The sequence below is a fragment of the Rhabdochlamydiaceae symbiont of Dictyostelium giganteum genome (assembly GCF_964291045.1).
Classification (GTDB): domain Bacteria; phylum Chlamydiota; class Chlamydiia; order Chlamydiales; family Rhabdochlamydiaceae; genus PALSA-1444.
In genome coordinates this window covers 1154951-1172208 of sequence record NZ_OZ197277.1, presented here as the reverse complement: position 1 = coordinate 1172208, position 17258 = coordinate 1154951, and the positions used below count along the sequence as shown (strand labels likewise).

Annotated in this window: 6 protein-coding genes; 5 read left to right on the top strand and 1 reads right to left on the bottom strand. The window is 36.5% G+C overall.

Going from position 1 to position 17258, the window contains the following annotated elements:
* Nucleotides 1–56 precede the first annotated feature (56 nt).
* Complete coding sequence (locus tag ACI7T6_RS03985) at nt 57–1937, top strand: tetratricopeptide repeat protein (RefSeq protein WP_404665107.1); 1881 nt, start codon at nt 57–59, stop codon at nt 1935–1937.
* Nucleotides 1938–2137: 200 nt separating this feature from the next.
* Here the strand turns inward: ACI7T6_RS03985 and ACI7T6_RS03980 are convergent, their stop codons facing one another.
* Nucleotides 2138–4786, bottom strand: a complete 2649-nt coding sequence (locus tag ACI7T6_RS03980; protein ID WP_404665106.1) for a tetratricopeptide repeat protein — start codon at nt 4784–4786, stop codon at nt 2138–2140.
* A gap of 424 nt (nt 4787–5210) precedes the next feature.
* Here ACI7T6_RS03980 and ACI7T6_RS03975 point away from each other — a divergent pair, with 424 nt between their 5' ends.
* From ACI7T6_RS03975 to ACI7T6_RS03960, 4 genes are all read left to right on the top strand, one after another.
* Entirely contained in the window at nt 5211–7583 is a 2373-nt protein-coding gene (locus tag ACI7T6_RS03975; RefSeq protein WP_404665105.1) for a tetratricopeptide repeat protein, read from the top strand.
* Between the two features lie 500 nt (nt 7584–8083).
* Nucleotides 8084–10612, top strand: coding sequence for a tetratricopeptide repeat protein (locus ACI7T6_RS03970; protein WP_404665104.1), 2529 nt, complete (start codon nt 8084–8086; stop codon nt 10610–10612).
* A 503-nt stretch (nt 10613–11115) separates the two neighbouring features.
* Entirely contained in the window at nt 11116–15300 is a 4185-nt protein-coding gene (locus ACI7T6_RS03965) for a tetratricopeptide repeat protein (RefSeq protein WP_404665103.1), read from the top strand.
* 854 nt (nt 15301–16154) lie between these two features.
* Nucleotides 16155–17069 carry a tetratricopeptide repeat protein gene (locus tag ACI7T6_RS03960; protein ID WP_404665102.1) on the top strand — a complete coding sequence of 305 codons (915 nt, stop codon included), beginning with the start codon at nt 16155–16157 and terminating at the stop codon, nt 17067–17069.
* The last annotated feature ends 189 nt before the right edge of the window (nt 17070–17258 follow it).

Here is a 17258-nt window from a genome sequence, read left to right as displayed (position 1 = left end):
TGATCTTTATATTCCTATGAGGGTCTAGCTTAAAGACGTAAATCTAAAGGTGCATTATGACAATTCGACCCTATACTTCAATCACAACTCCTTCAGAGGCTTCTCATAATAAAGAAAATTTAGCATCTATTTCAAGAGATGATGAAAAATCATCTAAAAAACTTTATGTAGAAGCTTCAAAAATAGAACAAGTAGTGGGTACTGTTTTAGAAATAAACCACGATAAAAATATTGATACAGAGTCAAATCTTTTAAATGTTCATCAAGTCATAGAGCCGTTAAGTGATGCATCTAATCCAAAAAAAGAGGCTCTTATCAAGGCAATTGAATGTAATTCTACGGATGGAAATGCTTACTATAGTCTTGCAAAGCTTTTAGGAAATCATGAAACTGTTCAATTTTTAAGTGGGAAAATTTGTACAAAGAAAGAGCTTTTTCTTCAAGCAATTGAGTTGAATTCTAATAATGCAGATTTTTATTACAGCCTTGCAAATTCTTTAGAAAATGGGGAAACGGTAAATCTCTTAAGCGGAGAGATTTATAGAAGAAAAGATCTTTATTGTAAGGCTATTGAGCTCAACCCTAAAAATGAAAAATATTACTACAATCTTGCAGTTGTTTTAGAAGACGATGAAACAATCTGGCTTTTAAGTGAAGAGATGCCCTACGGCAAAAAAGATCTTTATTGTAAAGCTATTGATTTAAATCCTAAACAAGAGCGTCCTTACAATAATCTTGCGAGTATTTTAGAAAATGGTGAAACAGTCAAGCTGTTAAGTGGAGAAATTTGTACAAGAAAAGAGCTCTTTCTTAAGATGATTGAGTTAAATCCTAAAAATGCAGAATCCTATTACCATCTTGCAAATTCTTTAGAAGACAGTGAAACAGTAAAGCTTTTAAGCGGGGAGACCTGTAACATAAAAGATCTTTATTGTAAGGCTATTGAGTTAAATCCTAAAAACGCAAATTTTTATTACCATCTTGCAAATCTTTTAGATAAAGATGAAACAGTCAAATTTTTAAATGAAAAAATCTATACCTGTAGAGAGCTTTATCTTAAGGCCATTGAGCTAAATCCTACAAATGAAAACTTTTACTGCTATCTTGCGGAGATTTTAGAGAATCATGAAATGGGTAAGTTTTTAAGTGGAGAAGTCTATACAAAAAAAGAGCTTTATCTTAAGGCGATTGAGATAAACCCTAATGATGAAAAATCTTATTATTATCTTGTCCAACTTATCAAAAATGATGAGACAATAAAGTTTTTAAGCGGAGAAATCTATACAAAGAAAAAACTGTATATTAAATTGATCGATATCAACCCTAGACAAATTCTTTTCTATTATAATCTTGAGGAGCTTCTTAAATGTGATGAAACAGTAGAGCTGTTAAGTGGAGAAGTTTATACAAAGAAAAAGCTTTGTCTTAAATTGATTGAAATGAATCCCAAAAAAATTATTTTCTATTATGCGCTTATGAATATTCTAGAACATAATGAAGCAATTCAGTTGTTAAATGGAGAAATCTGGACAATTAAAGATTTCCATTTGAAAATCATTGAATTAGATCCTAATGATGAAGAGTCTTATTATCATCTTGCACATATTCTCAATGATGATGAAACAATAGAGCTATTCAATGGAGAAGTCTGTACAAGCAAAGATCTTTATTTAAAACTCATTGAGTTGAACCCTGAACATGAAAATTCTTATTATAAGCTTGCAAATCTTTTAAAAAATGATGAAACAGTAGAGCTATTAAGTGGAGAGGTTTATACAAAGAAAAAGCTTTATCTTAAAGCTATTGATATCAATTCTGAATCTAGAAAATTTTATTATGGTCTTAGAGATCTTCTTGCCAGAGATGAAACGGTAGAGCTGCTCAATGGAAAAATTTATACAAGAGAAGAGCTTAATGAGAAGGCTAAAGAAATGTAATAATATGCTCTATTATACAAATCATGCTTGAAAGAGCTTCGAAGGGTGAAAATTCATCGAAGCTTTTAAAGATTATGCTTATTATGATAGGTTTGTAAAAGTGTCAGGCCACGCTCTTAATGCTTAAGAAGGTGTTTTCAGAGCCTAAACAGACACATGCATCTATTCATTTATGTTTCTTGAGCCTTTAAGGAATCGGCTTATTTTTTATTAGCAGAGAGTGCTTTTCTTTTAAGACAAAGGATAAAATTCTTTAAGTCAGTTACTCTTGATGGATCTAGGTCAAAGGCACGGATAAAAAGATATTCTCTTGAAAGAAGTGTTTTTCCATCAAAAAGAAGAATGGATTCTCTATCATGCATACTTACCGCTGCAAAATGATACGCTTCAGCTTCATACGTTCCTAGTTGAACAGCTCTCATCAAGAGTTGTTTATAGGATAAGGTCACGCCATTAAGTAAATGAGTGCTCTTGATATTATTCATGAAGAGGCTTTTTCCTAAAAGAAAGTAAGCCAAACTAGACTCCATATTGATATCTAGAGCTTTAAGGTAGAGAGAGTCTGGAGATGAGTAACATATTTCATGAATGGTTAAAGGGGTCTTAAAGTCTCTTCCAAGAGCCAAGTACGCCTCTTCACAGGAGGGTAAAAATGTAAGTAGACTTATCAAAAACTGTTGTTTTTTTGCATCATAAAGAGTTTGGTCTACTGTCACTTGTTCTAAATCTAGAACGTGCCCCAGTGACCCGTGATACTTGTTAAGGGGTTGATTAAATAGCTCGGTATGAAGGCCCTGATAGCTTTCAAGGCACCCTCCAAACATGAGAATGTAGGGATACCCCCACTCCTTGATTTCCCATTGAGAAAGGATCCTTGCTAAGGTGATGTGAGCGCTCCAATGATCTGTAGAGTGAGAAGAGAAGTAATCTAAAACTCTACAAAATAGTTGATTTTTTTGTAAATGGTCACAAAAGGGAAGAGATTCGCTAACCCTTAAGTCAATAGCGCCGTTAGTAGAACGGCGTACCCCGCGCTCATGACACTCTTCATAACATTTTTTCTTATCGTAAACGCTATCTCCTAAAATCACCCATTGTTCAGGATGCAGTGCATCTCCTAACCGCATGAAAAAATCTGCCCGCTCATCAAAGGACCTCGTTTCTTGATAAGCATAGGTGTAAGCTAACGCTTTTGTTAGATGAATACCATCTTGTAAGACGATAACTTCTCTATAAGAGAGTTGATCCCCGATTCCTTTGCCGCGCATTAGCTTTAAATAAGAAGAAGTTAAAAAAGGGAGTGCGTGGCGGTAGAGCATTTGTGTAGAGAGGACCGTTCCATTTTTTAATAATAGAGTATAGCCGTGTTTTAAAAGGTTCTCTCTTATAGCAAGTTCTTGAATATTGAGTTTATGATCAAGTCTATCCAAAAGAGTGCGTGTTTTATGATAGAGTAAAGAGCCTACATAAAAAAAGACAGGGGCAAATTTGGGATGAAAAGCTAAAGTGGGATCACGATCTAGAGCTGTTTGAAAAAGAGATTCTGTTGTAACTAAGCTTTGATCCTGCAAGCTTATAGAGTAAGCACGGGTGACAAATATGAGATTAAGATAGCTTTCTATGTGATGTGGATGATCTGCAATTTCTTGAATAGAGGTGGCTTTTAAGTATTTTTTTGCTTCAGAGATGCCGGGCTCAAAAACACAAGATTTATAAAAGTAAAGTTGTAGCGCCTTCAAACACACCTCTTTCTTTGTGTAACATTTCCCATTTAAAAGCCTTACTATTTCATTTTCATGAAGAAGGTCTCCTAGATAGTTATAAATTCTGTTATCATTAGGGTTAAGGTCAAGCGCCTTAAGATAAAGCTTTTTCTTTGTATACCATTCTCCATTTAAAAATTTAATAATTTCTCCTTTATCAAGGCAGAGGCCTAGATTCAAATAAGCTAGGCTCATTTGCGCATCTAGATCAATCGCTTTCATATACAATTCTTTTTTTGTATAGGACTCACCATTTAAGAGTTGGATGGATTTCTCTTTAAGCGTAAGGGCGCCTAGATTGCAATAAGCGATTGCTAAGAGAGGGTCTAGGTCAATTGCTTTAAGGCAAAGATCTCGCTCTTTTAACCACTTTCCATCGAGATTAACGCCGCTGTCTCTATGACAGACATTTAGCTTATAATAAATACTTGCATTATGAGGATCTAGACCTACGGCTTTCAAGTAAAGCTCTTTCTTTGTATATCTCTTTCCATTTAAGAGGTGAATGAACCCTAGTCCTTGAAAAAGATTTGCAAGATGAAAATAGGCAGAACCCCTATGAGGATTTAAGTCTATCACCTTCAAATAAAGCTCTTTTTTAGCATACCTTGCGCCGCTTAAAAGCTGCACGGATTCATTTGGATTTAAGAGATTTGCAAGATGGAAATAAGGTTCACTGAGATGAGGATCTAGATGAAGAGCTTTGAGATAAAGGGCCTGCTTTGTATACACCGCATGCTTAAACAGTAATACCGTTTCATCTGGATGTAATAAATCTGCAAGTTGAGAGTAAAAAACACCTTTTTGAGGATAAAGATGCGTGATATGAAGAAGAAGCTCTTTTGCCCCAGGATACCCCCTTTTTAAGGGAGCAGCTATAGTATGTTGGTGCAAAGAATTAAGCTCACGTATGTCTTTGTCTTGAAAAGATTGTGATGAAGTGTGATGCGTCTTTTGAATCGTAGAGGCTTCTTCAGTTAAGGAGGGGCTTTCTTCACAGTGAGACTTTAAATGTTTTGAATTGTTAGGGGAATACCCAGGAGATTGCGGCAAAGTTTCGATGCAATCATACGGCCTAATAGTCATTATTGATCTCTCTATTTAAAGCGGCAATAAATTTTTGATTTGTTGCCGTCTCAGAGTGTCTTATTTTTGTCCCAATTTAATCAAGGTAAGTTGTTTTTCTAACTGAAGGGTTTTGGCTCTTAAGCTTGATGGCAACACTTTAGAGATCATTAAGAAAACACATACGCTCTCTATTTATGGGGGCATCTTCTTACTGACAAGAGAGTGTTAACAGCGTCTTTTTAATGTGGAAATGATCTCATTATGTTTTTTTTATAAAAATATAAAAAAAACTAGAAAAAAATAAGTGTAAACGGCACGATCTTCAACAATAAAAAAATTCTTCTTTTACCCAGTAGATAGGGTCAAAACAAGAGCGATGATCAGAAAGGCGTAATACTCAATTGATATAAAAAAATTATTTTTAACTTGAAGAGAGGTTCTTATGTATATTCGAAATGGACTCAAAATCATTAAGCAAATAGGGTATGAGCCTATAGAGAAGCATCCCATGCACTCTTGTTTAGGCTATACTTTTTCAAAGTTACAGATGTCAGGGAGCGTCCCTTTTCTTAAAAACTTGAGATCCATAAGATCATTCACAGTCATCTATTCAAAAGCCTCCTTTTTTAAACATCAATCTCCTCAATTTCAAATATTAAAGCCCCCTCATGATTCTTTCTTGAACGAGATAACACCCATAGAAAAGAAGATTGAAAACATCTCTAAAAAACTTGAAGCTCAGCAGAAAATTCATCAAGAATCTAGTGAAGCAGCTTTTATTGATGACACTCTTAAAGAGATGCATGCATCCATAGAGAGTAAGGAAAAACCGTTTGAAATGAACTCTCAAGCATTAGTAGAGGATCAGCCCTTAAAGATGGCAAAGAACTATCATGAAAAGGCATTTTCTTTGAAAGAATCAGGACGGCTAGAAGAAGCGTTAAAGGAGAGCCTTAAAGGACTTGAAATTTGGGATAACATACAGGTTAAGCAGTCTCAAGATGCAGCCATGAGCTACTCTTTAGCAGGGAGCTTATTTTATGAATTAGGCCGTTTTGAAGAGGCGCTTAAACAGAGTAGTAAAGCTTTAGAAATCAAAAAAGAGCTGTATGGTGATCACTCAATTCAAGCAGCTAATGAGTATCATAGAACAGGGTCTATTTTAACAGGATTAGCAAGATATGAAGAGGCGCTAGAACAGTTGAGGAAGGGGCTTGAAATTCAAAAAACTCAAGATAATGAATCAGAAGCTATCGCAGAAAGCTCCATGGCAATTGGGGGCATCTTAAACGAATTAGGAAGAGGTGAAGAGGCACTTGAAATGTGTTTACAAGCAGTAGGTATCTTAAAAAAAGAAAAGAGCGATCCTATCTTGAGAGTTAAAAGCTGTATCACAGCAGGCCTTCTTCTTGAAGAAATGGAAAGAGTTCATGAGGCGTTAGAACAGTTACATCAAGCTTTAGAATCTATCCAAGAGATAGAAGGTGAAGAGTCAATCTTTATAGCAGAGGTGTATTACCTAACGGGAATGCTTTGTTTTAAGTTAGAGCAATTAGAGACAGCCCGTGATTACATCATAAAATCTATAGCAATGAGACAGAAATGTGGAGGAGAGGAGTCACTTCCTCAAATGGTAAATTATGAATCTCTTGCCGATATTCTTTTTACATTAGGAAGCGTTAAAGAGGGGCTGCAAGCCAGTTATCAGGCATTAGAAATCGTCAAGAGAGTGTATGGTCATGACTCCATTGAGCTAGCTGAAAAGTGTGATAGCTTTGCAATGCAATTTTTAAGTAGGGGAGCGCTTGAAGAGGCACTTAATATTAGCTCTCAATCTCTTCTACTGAAGATGAACCTGTATGGAGAAAACTCAAAGAGTGTCATAAAAAGTTATGAGATTATAGGACTTGCTCTTATGAATTTAGGGAGGTTTAAAGAGTCGTTAGTTATGCATGAGCGGGCGATAAAGCTTGTCCAAGCAATGTATGGAAAAGAGGCACATGAGACAGCAATCATTTATCACAATACAGGGCGTGTTTGTCTTGAGCTTGGCAATGTTAATCTTGCGTTAAGCCTTGTTCAAAAAGCGTTAAATATTTGCATTAAGCTACATGGAGAAGAGGGTAGCTATGCAGCTGATAATCATGAGATTTTGGGAAGAATTTTGAGCCATTTAAAAAGGGAACAAGAGGCAGTAGAACATGCTCAAAAAGCTTTAACTATCCGCATTAAGGTTCATGGGGAATATTCTCCAGTTGTTGCAGAAAGTTATGAGACTGTGGGGATGTTGCTGACGGATTTAGGAAGAGGTGAAGAGGGATTAAGAAGTGTTATGCAAGCTGTAGAAATTTTCAAGAAGGTGTATGGAGGCTCCTCTTACTATACAGCCAGTTCTTATGATACGGTAGCAGCTATTCTTCTATCTATGGAGAGATTAGAGGAGGCTTTAGAGTATAGCCAACAATCTCTACATATTAATCAGCAAGAAGTTGGGGAAGAGTCTCATTACACAGCAAGAAGTTATGAAACTGCTTCTAAGATTTTATTTAAATTAAAAAGATATGAAGAGGGTGTGCAATACCGCCTTAAACAGTTAGACATTTACAAGATTTTAGGGCTTGGGGAGTCAGGAGAGGTAGGAGATAGCTATCAATGGATTAGCCGTGCTTTATATCAATTAGGAAGATTTGAAGAGGCAGCTAGTATGAGTCAAAAGGCATTAGAGCTCAGAAAAAATGTGTATGGAGAGCAGTCAGATCAAGCCAAGGATAGCTCTTTATTCCTAGCACAGCTTTTCAAAGAACTCGGTTGGTAGAAAGTGCTCTGATTCTTTGCGCTGTGTCTTAAACACTGTGCTTTTAAGATCCTTGATGAAGGATCGGAAAATATCTTTATATGTTGTTTTTTAGTTAATCCCTTTTGTTAGAGGTTTTTAATAAAAGGGATAACTTTTTTCAAATGCCTCTCTGTTACATACAGATTGATGGGATAAGATGCTTTAACGGATCGCCTTAACTGCTTTAGCTCTTGAGAAGCCTATCAAGAGTTTTTTACCTACTTCTTTTTGCTTGATGTGTCTTTTAAGAGAGTGCTCAGTTCATCTTCTATTTCTCTCTGGATGATTTGATGCATTTTTTTTCATAAAATATAAAAAAAACTAGAAAAAAATTTGTGCAAACGGCACGATCTTCAAAAATAAAAGAGCTCTTCTTTTAACTCGTAAACAGAGTCAAAACAAGAGCACAAGATGATCAGAAAGGCGTAACACTCAATTGATATAAATAAAATTGTTTTTTAATTTAAAAAGAGGCTCTTATGTATATCCGAAATGGACTTAGCATCATTAAGCAAATATGGCATCACCCAGTAGAAAAGAGCGCTATGCACGCTTGTTTAGGCCGTATGATTCAAGGAAATTTCTTTTCGCAAAGAAGATTAGAAGGAAGTCCCTTTTCTCTTCCATCCGTGATATCTACAAGATCATTCACAGCATTTCGTCCCTCAGCCGCTAACTTTTTTAAACACCAGCCGATTCCATCTGAGACCATTAACGCTCTTCCTAAGATCCTTCAAAATGTCATGATATCGTTAGATAAGATTATTGAAGACACCTATAAAAAATTAGAGACGCAGCAGAAAATTCATGGGGAAGAGTCTCTTGAGGTGGCAGCCATTTATGCAGATTTAGCCTCGATGTATCAATCTGCAGCAAGAGATGAAGAGGCTTTTAAACTCAGCTCTAAAGCGTTAGAAATTCGTAAAAGTCTCAAAGGAGATCATTTAGTCACTATTGCCAAAAACTACCATGAAAATGCCCGTATTTTACAGAAATTAGGCAAGATAAAAGAGGCGCTAGAGCAAAGCGTTAAAGGGCTTGAAGTGCGAAGCGCAATTCAGGGAGAGCAGCTAGAAAATATCGAAGAAGAGTACACTCTCGCAGGGGAGTTATATTGTTCACTTGGGTATTTTGAAGAGGCGCTCATCTATAGCCGTCAAGCGTTAGAAATTAAACAAAAGCTCTACGGAGAAGAGACCCCTTACACGGCAGAAGAATATGAGACGATGAGTAGAAGTTTCATGGGACTTGGGATGTTTGAAGAGGCGGTGCAAAGCGGGGATAAGGCGCTTAAAAAAGTTCTTAAAGCGTACGGAGAAGAGTCTGAAAAAGCCTCAGACTGTTATACAACTCTTGGTAACTCTTTACTTGGGCTTGAAAAGTTTGAAGAGGCTCTTGCTGTATTTAGAAAAGCTCTTAAGATTTTAGAGAAGAAAAATATCAAGAATGCCTCCCTTGCAAAAAACTATGCAACACTCAGCGTGCTTCTTGAAAAACTGGGGAAAAGAGAAGAATCGACTTATTATACACATCAAGCATTAGAGATGTTGAAGCAATTTCAAGGAGAAGATTCGGTAGCTATTGCTGAAGTGTATAGCGTAGTTGCATTGATTTTTTTACAGCTAGGAAGATGGAGTGAAGCTTTAGATCATGCAAAAAAAGTGGTAGAAATCAGACGTAATTTAGGAGAAGAAGAGTCTATCTACCTAGCGATTGGATACGATTTTATCGGATTGATTTTACTCCAACTAGGAAGAGGTGAAGAAGCACTGACATATAGCTCTCAAGCACTTGAGATGAGAAAGAAGATTTGCGGGGATAATTCTATTCAAGTCGCTGAAAGCTGTAACTCTTTAGCGAAGATATTGATGGGATTAGGAAATCTAGATGACGCTCTTAACTTCAGTTATCAAGCGGTTGAAATTAAGAAAAAAATATATGGTGAATCTTCTTCTTATCTTTTGCGTGATTATGAGTCTATAGGCCAAATTTTGATGGGGCTAGGAAGAGAGGATGAAGCACTAGAGCTTAGCTGTAAAATATTAGAGCTAAAGACAAAGGTTTATAGTACAGGAGAAGATGAACTGGCGGCTAGTTATCACGCTTTTGCAGCCATGTGTTTGGATGCGAGAAATTTTTCTTCAGCGCTAGAAGCTGTCCAAAAAGGGCTAGAGATTCGGGTGAGAATCTATGGAGAAGAATCCATCTATGCAGCAGAGTCTTATGAATTGTTAGCACGGATATTACAACAGTTAGGACAAATAGAAGAGGGGCTTAAAAGCTCTCAAAAAAGTTTAAAAGCAAGAATTCAAGCTTACGGGGAGAATTCTCCTTATGTTGCAGAAAGCTATGAAACAGTTGGCATTATGCTGTTTGGCCTCAAGAGATTTGAAGAGGGGCTGCAATCAGCATCAAAAGCGTTAAAGATTTTTCAAGGGGTGTACGGGGAAAGAGCTGAGCATACAGCAAGCTGCTATGATACGGTGGCAAGCATGCTTTTAGAGATGGGAAAACAAGAAGAAGCTCTTCAGTGTATCAAAAGCTCTCTTCTCATTTATGAAGGGATGGGAGGGATTTCTCCTTATGCAACAAGAAGTTACGTCACATGCGCAAAAATCTTATCTGAACTAGAAAGACATGAAGAGGCGCTACACTATCGCTTAAGTGAATTAAAAATTCGGGAGAATTTACCTGGAGGGGATGCAAAAGAGCTAGCTACGTTACATCAACAGCTGGCTGCTACTTACTATGAGTTAAAAAACTATGAAGTGTCACTTCAACATGCGTATCAAGCATTAGAGGTTCTTAAAAAAGCGTATGGGGATGAATCAGGGCTTGCAGCAGATGGGTACGAATGTGTGGGCAAAATTTTGTACGGAGCTGGTAAGATGCAAGAGAGCCTACAAATCCTGCAAAAAGCTTTGGTGATTAGAAAAGCTGTCTACGGAAAAGAGTCTGAAAAAGTGAGAGTAATAGAGACGCTCATTAAGCAGATAGAAGATCGGTAAGAAAATCCAAATAAAGCTCTTTGCTTAAACATCTTAAGCAAAGAGCCGTTTTTATTCATCCCTGTCATGTATCCTCAAATGTAAAGTAAAGAGCTATTTTTCTTTTTCAGTTAAGTAAAGGTAACCTAGGTAAATATCATATTGCCTATAACTGTTTAAGCCTAAAGCTAGAGAACATACAGAAGATAGCTTGAATGATGAATGAACCTTAAGGCTACGCGTACCCTTAAAAAGCTCAAATTGAAGATAAAGGAGCGTGCCTATTTTCCTGTAATTTCATCCTCTATTATCTAGTGGAAGCATTGGAGCGCCTCAGTTCTGATCAAGATATAGCATACCTTACTTAGCATCCATTTTTTTGATTCATATTTTTTTCTTAGCTTAAAAAAACATTTAAAAATAGATGTGTTTTGCACATAAATGAATTTTTATTGCTAGTTTTTTATTGGCATTTCTTTACAATGCTTATTAATGAAGAAAAAATAATTTAAAAAGAGTGACCTATGAAGATTCAGCCTTTTCAAGATTTAAGCACTATTTCTACTTGTCCAACTTCTCTGATCCAAAATGCTTCTTATCATTCTCTATTTTTAGCTCCCTTAACTCAAGATGAGAAAGTCATCTTCACACCTATTTCAAAAACTCTTCCAGAGGTGGTGGGAGAAAAGCTCTTAAGACCTTTGATAGATACTGTTATATCATTAGGAAAAGCTTGCTTTAAACAGATAGGCACTCTTTATTCTGAGGTCCCCTCTTTTATTCCTGGTGTGAAAGCTCATCCTGTTTCTTCTTCTTGCAAAGATAAGGGTCTTTGCATATTTGAAGAAATCCTCACATCTAGTGAGATGTCAAAAGCGGATCTTCAGCCTTCTGATTGGCAAGAAATAGCGCAGGTAACTCTTCCTCCTCTTCCTCTTTTTTTTATAGAGAGATTAGAGGCACTTCAATCAGTTGTAGACGCTTTTAAAATAGATTCTAAAGTGGCAATTATAGGCCCTGGAGGCGCGGGGAAAAGTACACTTGCCATGAAATATGTTTATGCCTACCAGGAGCATTATGCCTTTACATTTTTTGCCAAAGTTACAAGAGAATCAGAGCTGATTGAAAAACTCCTGGAACTTGCAAAAAGTTTAAAAATTAATGAAGAAAATCCAGAGGACACCTTAAAGATTCTTAAAGCAAAGCTTCATGGGATGACAGATCCCTATCTTTTTATTATTGATGGAGTAGATTATGAAGAGCTCTTTCCTCTTCTAAAAAACTACCTTCCTGAAACTCAAGGGTGTAAAATTTTAATAACAACAAGGAAAGGGTTTATGACAGGAGCAGCAGGTTTTCATCAAATAAAACTCACATCTTTTACACCGGAAGAAGCCGTTAGCTATCTTTTAAAAGCAGTCGAGCGTCCAGTCAGCAGCCAGGAAGAGAAAAATGCAGGGCAAATCACTCATAAACTCGGGCATTTTCCTCTTGCGCTGACTCATGCAGCAAGTTACATTAAAAGACAAAATATCTCTTTTAAAGAGTATCATCATCTTCTCAAACAATATCATCCAGCATTTTTTAATCAGCGTCATAGTGAACTTTCTGAACATGAGAAACTGATCTTAATCACATCACGCATTTCCATGAATTCTATTGAGTCGGTGTTGGGGGGCGATCTTAAGGGCAATTTAGCGCACAATCTTATGTTGGCAATTTCTTGTTTAAAAGAGGAGCTTGCTCCTCATCCTTTCCTTAAAACACTAGGATTTTCATTCCAAGATTCTGCTCTTCAGGTATTGGGGTCTTCATGGGGAAGGTCTTTACTCTATACTCACGACGAGCTAGCAGTAGATAGATCTTTAGAGCTCTTGGAAAACTACTCCTTGATTGATTCATATCAAGAAAAACCTAATAAGGTGCTATTTTATAGTGTCCACCCACTTGTTCAACAAGCGGTTAGATATTCCTTAATGAGCTGTGATAAACCGATGGTTTTGGCTGGCATCATGAACGCTTTAGGAAAAGAAAGTGTGATTGTAAAAAGTAGCCGTATCTTACTTGAGCAATTAGATAAATATAATGCAGCATTAAAAAAGAGCCGGGAGTTATATGGAGAAGAGTCTTCTAACACAGCAGAAAACTATCAAGCTATTGGAAAAACCCTTTACCATTTAAAAAAACTAGATGAGGCGCTGAAGATGTGTGAGACGGCATTACAGATCAATCAAAAAGTGTATGGAAAAGAGTCCATTTATACAGCCGAAAACTATCAAATGATTGGCATCATTCTTAATGGGTTGCAAAGACGAGATGAGGCGCTGAAGATGTGTGAGATAGCATTAGGGATCAATCAAAAAGCGTATGGAAAAGAGTCTATTTACATAACGGAGAGTTATGCAGCTACTGGAAAAATTCTCTATGGTTTAGGGAAAGCGGATGAAGCACTCAAGATGCATGAGATAGCATTACGGATCAATCAAAGGGTGTTAGGAGATGAATCTATTTACACAGCGGAGAGTTATGAAGCTGTTGGAGAAATCCTTTATGGGTTAAGAAGACTGGAAGAGGCACTTAAGATGTATGAGGCCGCATTACAGATCAAACAAAAAGTGCTTTTAAAAGAGGCTCATGATACAGCAGAAACGTATCATACTATTGGAGTTATCCTTCAAGGCCTAGGGAGGCTGAATGAGGCGCTGAAAATGTTTGAGGCATCCTTAGAGGGTAATCGAAAATGGTATGGAGAAGAGTCGGATTATACAGCAAGAATTCATCAAATAATGGGAAAACTACTTTATAATTTAGGAAGAGTAGAAGAGGCGCTCAAGATGTTTGAGACAGCGTTACAGAGCACTCAAAAAGTGCATGGAGAAGAGTCTCCTTACACAGCAGAATGTTATCAATTTATGGGAATCATCTTTCAGGAGTTAGGGAGACTAGAAGAGGCGCTGAAGATGCGTGAGACAGCGTTACAGATCAATCAAAAAGTGTTAGGGGAAGAATCTTCTTATACAGCAAGGAGTTATCGATCTCTTGGAGTTATCCTTCAGGAGTTAGGGAGAGTAGAAGAGGCGCTGAAGATGTATGAGACAGCGTTACAGATTAATCAAAAGGTGTTAGGAGAAGAGTCTCATCATATAACAGAAAATTATCAAGATGTGGGAATAGCTCTTGGAAATCTCGGGAAACCGGAAGAGGCGCTTAAGATGTTTGAGAAAGCGTTACAGATCAATCAAAAAGTATTGGGGGAAGAGTCTACTTACACAGCACAAAGTTACCGATTGATGGGAATGAGTCTTCACGATTTAGGGAGAGGAGAAGAGGCGCTTAGCATGAGTGAGAAAGCGTTACAAATTAATCAAAAAATACATGGCGAAGCATCTCGTTATACAGCAGAAAATTATCAAGCAATAGGAGTCATTCTTAGCGATTTAGGAAGAAAAGAAGAAGCGCTTAGCATGAGTGAGAAAGCGCTACAGATCAATCAAAAAGCGTGGGGTGAAGTGTCTCGTCATACAGTAGAAAATTATCAAATTATTGGAAGAATTCTTCGTAATTTGGGGAGAGTAGAAGAGGCGCTTAGCATGAGTGAGAAAGCCTTACAAATAAACCAAAAAATATTTGGAGAAGAATCTACTTACACAGCAGGAAGTTATAAAACACTCGGGCTTATCCTCAAAGATTTAGGGAAGCTAGAAGAGGCACTTAGTATAAGTGAAAAAGCTTTACAGATTAATCAAAAAATTCTTGGAGAAGAGTCCATTCACACAGCAGAATATTATCAAACAGTAGGAGCAATCTTTTACGATTTAGGAAGATTAGAAGAGGCGCTTAGCCTGAGTGAGAGAGCCTTACAGATTCAGCAAAAAAATCTTGGAGAAAGATCCCCTTATACAGCTTCAATTTACAATCAAATAGCGCTTATTTTCAAGGATTTAGGAAGGCTAAATGGCGCTCTAAAGATGAGCGAGAAGGCATTACAGATTACCACAAAAGTAATTGGAGAAGCGTCTATTTATGCAGCAGTTAGTTATCAAATGATGGGGAGCGTCCTTCGTGATGTAGGAAGAGGAGAAGAGGCCCGTGAGATGTGTGAGAAAGCGTTACAGATTAATCAAAAAATGCTTGGAGAAGAATCACGCTATACAGCCTCAAGTTATAAAGCATTAGGATCTACTCTTAAAGGCTTAGGAAGATTAGAAGAGGCGCTAAAGGTAAGTGAGATAGCGCTCCAGATTAACCAAAAAATACTAGGAGAAGAGTCTATTTACACAGCCAGAAATTATCAAGCTGTTGGTGTGATTCTTTCTGAGCTAGGAAAAGAAGAAGAGGCCCGTAAGATGTGTGAAAAAGCGTTACAGATTAATCAAAAAATGCTTGGAGAAAAATCCCGTTATACAGCCTCAAGTTATAGAGCATTAGGATCTATACTTAAAGATTCAAAAGAGTATCAAAAAGCTCTTAAAATGGGTTATCAAGCTCTTTCCATCAATCAACAACTCTTTGGAGAAAATTCCCATTATACAGCTGTAAGCTATGAGTTAGTTGGAAGCATTTTGATAGATCTAGAAAAACGTGATGAGGCTTTAGAGATGTATAAAAAAGCTTTGGATATCAATCTAAAAATGTATGGAGAAGAGTCTCATTATACAGTAAACAGCAAAAAAAATTGTGAAAGCTTAATCTCAGAAATGACGCATTAAAATTTATGGATCAGAAAGAGCCCTCTATTTGTTAGAGGGCCTCTTTTGATAGTCAGATTTTCATGGGTTTGAATTGTTTTTTTGGGGGGGGATAAGGCAACTAGAGACGCAGTTTCTATGAAATCATAGGGTCTCATGGTCATCACTTAACCCTCAATTTTTTGATTTATTAACATGAATATCTTATTTTACAACTATTCCCCTATCCCTTCTTAATTCAAATTAACATAGTATAAGTTTATTTAAATTGTATTTTTTGCCAAAAGTTATACAAAAAGATCCAAAACGAGAGGATTTTTTATTGAAAATCATTCTTTAAGAGTGTAAAAAACGGTTTTTTCAATAAAAGTGAGGAGCATCCCAAAAAGTTGTGATTTTTCCTATATTTTTTAGGAAATATAAAAAATGGTGAAGAAAATAGGAAGATGAAGCAAGATCTTCAATTGAAAAGATCTTTGGTTGGATATGGCAACCGAAAGAAGAAAAAATGATCAATGGAAATGTGTGATGTTAAATCACTAAAAATAAAATTAATTTTAAAAAACTTTAAGGTTCTTATGTATATTAGAAATGGACTTCAGATCATCAAGCAAGCAGGTTTATGCAATCATTCTTTTAATCAGAGTCCCTTGCGCTCTTTTTTAAGTCAAAGTATTCATGCAAATAGGTTTTCACAAACACAAGTTTTAGGGTATGGAATTCATCTTCAAAATTTTAAATATATAAGATCATTTACCTCACTTCACCCTACAAAAATAACTTTTTTTAAAAATTCAAATAGTATTCATGGTGCTGTTTCCAGCCCAATCCTAACATTAGAAGATAGGATTGAGAGTGCGCGTAAAAGACTTGTTATGCATCAGGAAATGCATATTGATGGATCTATTGAAGTTGCAGGCATTTATGATGATCTTGCATCCATGCTTAAATCGTCAGGGAGATTAAAAGAGGCGTTAGAAAACAGTTTTAAAGCGTTAGAAATCAGGAAGAGGCTTAAAGGTAATGAGACACTACATCTTGCAGAGAGTTATCATGCAAATGCCTATCTTTTAGAGAGATTAGGAAGATTAGAAGAGGCTTCAGAGAGTTATTCTTTAGCAGGAACTTTATTGTATATGCTAGGTCGGTTTGAAGAGGCGATGAAAAATAGTGATAAAGCTTTAGAAATCAAAAGAGAGCTCTATGGTGATGATGCTATTGAAACAGCTCATGACTACCATACAATTGGGTGCATTTTGATGGAATTAAGAAGATATGAAGAGGCACTAGAGAAATGTAGTAAAGGGCTTGAAATACGAAAAGCTAAAGGTGAAGAGAAATTACAGGATATAGCAGAAAGCTATATGGCTGTTGGGCTTATTTTTCAAAGAGCTGGCAAATTTGAAGAGGCACTTGATAGAGGATTACAAGCGTTAAATAGTTTAAAAGAAAAAAATCATCAACCTGCATTCATAGCAAAAGCTCATGTATTAGTAGGACGCTCTCTTCAACAAATGGGAAGAATAGGTGAGTCATTAGAGCATTTAGATCAAGCTTTAGATATTCTTAAAAAACTAGAGGGGCAAGAATCTCTACTCATCGCACAGATTTATAACTTAGCTGTTGGGCTTTCTATAGAGTTAGAAGCGTGGAAAAAAGTGGATCATTGTATGGAAAGAGCTATAGAGATAAGCGAAAAATTTGGCGGGCAGAAGTATCTTTATATTGATCCATGTGATCTTAGAAAACTCAATGCGCAATCGACTAATAAGTACAATAAAAATTATTGAAATCAATGCCTAATTGACAGCAAGAAGCAGCTTAGTATCCTTTGCCATATGTCTATATTTAACTAGCTAGGCAAAGGGTTTCTTAAGGCATTTACCACTAGATGATAACACTTAAGGGGCCTCAAGCGGATAAACCCCGGCTGGCTACCTAGGGATCTTTTTAGAACATGATTTTTTTAAAAAGAGTGT

Excerpts from the sequence above, each read along its gene's own strand:
- ACI7T6_RS03960 (WP_404665102.1), top strand. The coding sequence starts at position 16,155 with ATGCATCAGGAAATGCATATTGATGGATCTATTGAAGTTGCAGGCATT.
- ACI7T6_RS03985 (WP_404665107.1), top strand. The coding sequence starts at position 57 with ATGACAATTCGACCCTATACTTCAATCACAACTCCTTCAGAGGCTTCT.
- ACI7T6_RS03975 (WP_404665105.1), top strand. The coding sequence starts at position 5,211 with ATGTATATTCGAAATGGACTCAAAATCATTAAGCAAATAGGGTATGAG.
- ACI7T6_RS03965 (WP_404665103.1), top strand. The coding sequence starts at position 11,116 with ATGAAGATTCAGCCTTTTCAAGATTTAAGCACTATTTCTACTTGTCCA.
- ACI7T6_RS03980 (WP_404665106.1), bottom strand. The coding sequence starts at position 4,786 with ATGACTATTAGGCCGTATGATTGCATCGAAACTTTGCCGCAATCTCCT.
- ACI7T6_RS03970 (WP_404665104.1), top strand. The coding sequence starts at position 8,084 with ATGTATATCCGAAATGGACTTAGCATCATTAAGCAAATATGGCATCAC.